The 5025-nt window shown below is 75.5% G+C and carries 7 protein-coding genes; 2 read left to right on the forward strand and 5 right to left on the reverse strand.

Annotated features, from left to right (window positions below):
- Positions 1 to 207: 207 nt before the first annotated feature.
- Complete coding sequence (locus ACGFIZ_RS26950) at positions 208 to 1080, forward strand: 3-methyladenine DNA glycosylase (protein ID WP_393423670.1); 873 nt, start codon at positions 208 to 210, stop codon at positions 1078 to 1080.
- A gap of 165 nt (positions 1081 to 1245) precedes the next feature.
- Positions 1246 to 1989: a hypothetical protein gene (locus tag ACGFIZ_RS26955; RefSeq protein ID WP_393423672.1), complete on the forward strand. Its 744-nt coding sequence runs from the start codon at positions 1246 to 1248 to the stop codon at positions 1987 to 1989.
- Positions 1990 to 2012: 23 nt separating this feature from the next.
- On the opposite strand, the gene ACGFIZ_RS26960 is transcribed toward ACGFIZ_RS26955, so the two are convergent.
- From ACGFIZ_RS26960 to ACGFIZ_RS26980, 5 genes are all read right to left on the reverse strand, one after another.
- Positions 2013 to 2153: a hypothetical protein gene (locus ACGFIZ_RS26960; RefSeq protein ID WP_393423674.1), complete on the reverse strand. Its 141-nt coding sequence runs from the start codon at positions 2151 to 2153 to the stop codon at positions 2013 to 2015.
- Positions 2154 to 2168: 15 nt separating this feature from the next.
- Positions 2169 to 2576 carry an alternative ribosome rescue aminoacyl-tRNA hydrolase ArfB gene (arfB, locus tag ACGFIZ_RS26965; RefSeq protein WP_393423716.1) on the reverse strand — a complete coding sequence of 136 codons (408 nt, stop codon included), beginning with the start codon at positions 2574 to 2576 and terminating at the stop codon, positions 2169 to 2171.
- A 25-nt stretch (positions 2577 to 2601) separates the two neighbouring features.
- On the reverse strand, positions 2602 to 2910 hold the full coding sequence (locus tag ACGFIZ_RS26970; RefSeq protein ID WP_393423676.1) for a hypothetical protein: 309 nt from the start codon (positions 2908 to 2910) through the stop codon (positions 2602 to 2604).
- Positions 2911 to 3018: 108 nt separating this feature from the next.
- Complete coding sequence (locus ACGFIZ_RS26975; protein ID WP_393423678.1) at positions 3019 to 3882, reverse strand: S1C family serine protease; 864 nt, start codon at positions 3880 to 3882, stop codon at positions 3019 to 3021.
- Between the two features lie 91 nt (positions 3883 to 3973).
- A complete protein-coding gene (locus tag ACGFIZ_RS26980; RefSeq protein ID WP_393423680.1) occupies positions 3974 to 4933 on the reverse strand; it encodes a VWA domain-containing protein in 960 nt (319 codons plus the stop codon).
- Positions 4934 to 5025: the final 92 nt, after the last annotated feature.

Consider the following 5025-nt stretch of genomic DNA (forward strand, 5'->3'; position numbering starts at 1 on the left):
CGCCGGATGTGCCGGGTCGGCGCCGGATGTGCCGGGTCGGCGCCGGATGTGCCGGGTCGGCGCCGGATGTGCCGGGTCGGCGCCGGATGTGCCGGGTCGGCGCCGGATGTGCCGGGCAGCCAGCGAGGCAGGACGCCGAGGGGCCGCCCGGCCGCACCGGAGCCGGCACGACGAGGGGCGGGTGGGCGGCGGTCGTACGCTGGGTGCGTGACCGCCGCCCTCGCCTCCGCCGCGCCGCTCGACGTGGCCGACTGGCAGGCCCGACGGCGGGCCCACGAGGAGCGGGTCGACGCCTGGCTGGCGGCGCACCTGGCGCGCCGGCGGGCCGGCGAGAGGCACCCGGTGGAGGACTTCCTCTTCACCTACTACTCGCACCGCCCCGCCCAACTGCGCCGCTGGCATCCGGGCGCCGGCGTCGTGCTGCGCGGGGCGGACCCCGCCGAGTTCGGCCGGGACTACCAGACCACCGCCGCCGGGCTCACGCTCGACACCGCGGCGGTACGCGCCCGGCGGGCCGAGTCGGTCGGCTGGATCCGGACGCTGCTGGCGGCCACGGCCGGCCGCCCGGCGCACCTCGGCTGCTTCGGGATGCACGAGTGGGCGATGGTCTACCGGCAGACCCAGGAGGAGGTACGCCACAACGCGTGGCCGCTGCGGCTGAGCCCGGCCGAGACGGCGGCCGTCGTCGAGGAGCGGGGCGTGCGGTGCAGCCACTTCGACGCGTACCGGTTCTTCACGGCGCCGGCCCGGCCGCTGAACCTGCTCAACCCGACGCGGGAGCGCCAGCACGAGCTGGAGCAGCCGGGCTGTCTGCACGCCAACATGGACCTGTACAAGTGGGCGTACAAGCTGTCTCCGCTGGTGCCGAGCGAGCTCGTCGCGGACGCGTTCGCGCTGGCCCGGGAGATCCGCGCGCTGGACATGCGGGCCAGCCCGTACGACCTGGCGGCGCTCGGGTACCCGCCGGTGCGGGTAGAGACGCCGGAGGGACGCGCGGAGTACGCCGCCGCCCAACGCGGCTTCGCGGAGCGGGGCGGGGTGCTCCGGGCCCGCCTGCTGGCCGCGCTCGGGGACGACTGAACGCCCTACTCACGCGTGCGTGAGGCGGTGCCTGACCCGCCTTCGGCCGTGCGCGGCGGCGCCCGGCACGGCCGGCCGGATCAGTGACGTTTCGTACTCTTCATCACCTTTTCGGGGTGCGGTTCGTTGGCTCGGCTGTACGTCGGCGCCGAGGAGGAGGACCCAATGACCAGGACACCGCTCACCGCCCGGGCACGCGGGCTGTTCACGCGGGTCGTGCTGCGCATTCCGCAGTCCCGCCGGGCCCACACGTCGCTCCTGGCGCTGACCACGCTGCGTCAGGAAGGCTGGCAGCGTTCCGTGGGCGGGGCGCCCGTCGACGCCCAGGGCAGGCCGATCCCCTGGCTCAGTTACCCGGCGGTGCGCTGGCTGGAGGCGGTGCTGCACCCCGCGGCCCGGGTGTTCGAGTACGGCTCGGGGTCGTCGACGTCCTGGTTCGCGCGGCCCGGCCGGGTGGGGGAGATCGTCTCGGTCGAACACGACGCCGCCTGGTACGCCCGGCTTCCCCAGCCGGCCAACGGGGAGATCCGGCACGTGCCCTGCGCCGACGGCTGGTGGGACGGCTCCGAGGACTCCCCGTACGTGCGGGCGATCGTGAACGGCGCGCCGTGGGACGTCGTCGTGATCGACGGCAGTTCCCGCACCGTCTGCGCCCGGGTCGCGCCGAAGTACCTCAGCCCGTCCGGCCTGGTCGTGCTCGACGACACGGACCTCTCGACGACGGACCCAGCCGCCGAGGAGCTGGCCGCCTACGGTCTCGGCCGGCTCGACTTCTGGGGCTTCAAGGCCGGGGTGCACCGGATGACCTGCACCTCGATCTTCAGCTGGGACTTCAACCACTGGCTGCTGCCGCGCCCGGCCGTCTGGGCGGACACGGTGCCGTCGGCGCGGACGGGCGGCAAAGGGTAGCCCGCACCCGGCCGTGCCGTCGCTCAGGGGCGGCCCCGGTGCGCCGCCCACTCGGGGGCGAGGATCGACATCACGGTGGCGTCCACCCAGTCGTCGCCGTCGCGCAGCACCTGGCGCAGCACCCCGTCGGCGACGAAGCCGACCTTCTCGCGGGCCGGGCTCAACCGAATTCGTGCGCGTCAGTCGCCGTCGACCCGGCGGTCGCGCTTGCGCTGGGCCTGGCGTTTCTTGTCGGCGAGGCGGCGTTCCTTCGCGCCCTTCGACGGGCGGGTGGGGCGGCGCGGCGGGGCCGGCGGCGCGACGGCCTCGCGCAGCAGCGCCGCCATCCGCTCGCGGGCGGCCTCCCGGTTGGCGAGTTGGGCCCGATGCTCGCTCGCCGCGACCGTGAGCACCCCGTCGACCAGCCGGTTGGCCAGGCGGTCCAGCGCGCGGGCCCGCAGCGGCTCCGGCAGACTCGGCGAGCCGGCCAGGTCGAAGCTCAGCTCCACCCGGGAGTCGGCGGTGTTGACGCCCTGCCCGCCGGGGCCCGACGAGCGGGAGAAGCGCTCCCGCAGCTCGGTGCCCGGCACGACCAGCCGGTCGGTCACCCGCAGTCCGTCCACGCCCCGAAGGCTATCGCCCGACCCGGGCCTCCCGGGTGGCGCTCGGGGTGACCGACGGCCCGGGCGTCGGGCCCGCGCGATCGTCGTCCGGGCCGGCGGCGGCGTACGCGACCGCGCCCAGGAGCAGCAGCGCCACCACGCCGACCCTGGTGCCGACCGCCCGGATCAGGCCCCAGGCCACGCGCCGCGCCGTCGGCACGGTGCGCCGCGCGGCTTGGTAGTCCTTCCACCCGCGCCGCGCGCGGGCGTACGCGGCGCCCACTCCCCACCCGATGAACAGGCCCGCCAACAGCAGGGCCGCAATGACCGGTCGCTCCATCCTCGTCAGTATGCATACTCAGAGTAGTAGTTCCATGACGCGCCATTTTCGCGCCGCGCGTCTGACAATTTTCCCATTTCGACCGGCCGGGTTGGGCGTGATCCGCGTTCAGCCACCCTTGCCGATGATGGTGTCGGCGGCCTGCTGCACCTGGTCGATCGGGATGGCGAAGCCGATGCCGATCGAGCCGCTGCCGTCGATGGTGGCGATGGCCGTGTTCACCCCGACCACCTCGCCCCGGGCGTTGACCAACGGGCCGCCGGAGTTGCCCGGGTTGATCGAGGCGTCGGTCTGCACCGCGCGGTGCCGGCTCGTGCCCAGTCGTACCTGCCGGTCGAGCGCGCTGACGATACCCGCCGTGACCGTGCCGGCCAGCCCGAGCGGACAGCCGACCGCGAGCACCGGCTCGCCGACCCGGGTCGAGCCGGGCTTGGCCAGCGGCAGCGCGGCCAGCCGGGCCGCCGGGGGCACCTTGAGCACGGCCAGGTCGCTGTCCGGCTCCCGGCCGACCACCTCCGCCGGAAACCGCCGGCCGTCCGGCAGTTCCACCGTCACCCCGCCCCCGCCGCCCTTGGCCAGGATGTGGTCGTTGGTGATCAGGTGCTGCTGGTCGTCGATCGCGAACCCCGAGCCGGTCGCCGAGGTGCCGGCGCCGCCCCCGACCATGACCGACACGACGCCGGGCACGGTCCGCTCCGCGGCGGTCACCAGCTCCGCGGGCACCGGCGCCGCCGACGCCGGCGCCGGCCCCGCCGTACCGGTCTGGTCGGCGACCCAGGCGCCGGCCGCCGCGCCCGAGAGGGTGGAGAGGGCGACCACCGCGGCGCCGGCCAGCAACCGCCCCCGCCAGCTCCGCGGCGGGCCGCCCCCACGCCCACCGGGTACGTCCCAACGCACCCGCCCGTCCGGGTCCAGCTCCGGTGAGACGAACCACGGCCCGCGCGGCTCGCCCAGTCCGGTCTGCACTGCCATCCGTCGCTCCTCACGTCCTCGTCACCGCCGGATGTCCGGTCGTACCGGGGCGGGCCCGACGGCCCGCCGGGGCGGCTCGTTCGCCGGCCGTTCAGGGCAGCCGGGAGAACCACCGCATCGATCCCGCCGCGGCACCCATGGCCAGGACCAGCCCGAGGCCGATGAACCGGGCGGAGACGTCCTGCCGTTCCCTGCGGTAGCCCACCGAGGTGCCGATGTCGTCGTAGACGGCGCGCAGCTCCTCGCTGTTGGTGGCCTCGTGGAAGCCGCCCCCGGTCTCCTCGGCGACGGCCTTGAGCGTCTGTCCGTCCACCGGCACCTGGATGGGCCGGCCGCCCCGGTCGACGGAGCCGGAGAGGGTGCCGAAGGAGATGGTGTGCACCTGCACCTTCGCGGCGACCGCCTCCGCCGCGGCCTCCATCGGGTCCATGCCGGAGGTGTTGGCACCGTCGGAGAGCAGGATGATCCGGGCCGGCGGAGGCTCCTTCGCCGCCTCGCCGTCCAGCCCCTTCACCGCCCCGAGGGAGGTGCTGATGGCCTCGCCGATGGCGGTGCCCTGCACGCCGGTGCTGCCCTCCGCGAGGCGCTCTATCCCCTCGTGCAGCGGTTCGCGGTCCGTGCCCGGCGGCACCACCACCGCGGCGCTGCCGGCGAACGCGACCAGCCCCACGTTGAACTCGTCCGGCAGGCCGTCGACGAAGCGCCGGGCCGCCGCCTTGGCCGCGGTGAGCCGGTCCGGCGCCACGTCGGTGGCGAGCATGGAGGTCGACACGTCCACCGCCACCATCACCGTGGCCCGCTCCCGAGGCACCCGCACCTCGGCGCTGGGCCGGGCGAAGCCCACCACCAGCAGTGCCAGCATGGCCAGGAAGAGACCCGCCGGTACGTGCCGCCGCCAGGCGGGACGGTCCGGGGCGACCCGGTCGAGCAGCCGCAGGTTGGTGAAGCGGACGGCGTACCGGCTGCGTCGGCGCTGCGCCAGCAGGTAGCCGACGGCGACGGCGAGGACGCCGAGCAGCAGCCAGAGCCGGGCGGGTGACTGCCAGGTCACGCGGCGCCTCCCGGGAGCGCGTCGGCGCGCGGCGCCGAGCCCGACCCGGAGGTCCCGGCGCGCGGCCCAGGGCCCGGCCGGCCTGCGCCGGC

The organism is Micromonospora sp. NPDC048830, assembly GCF_043198215.1.
Lineage (GTDB): Bacteria > Actinomycetota > Actinomycetes > Mycobacteriales > Micromonosporaceae > Micromonospora.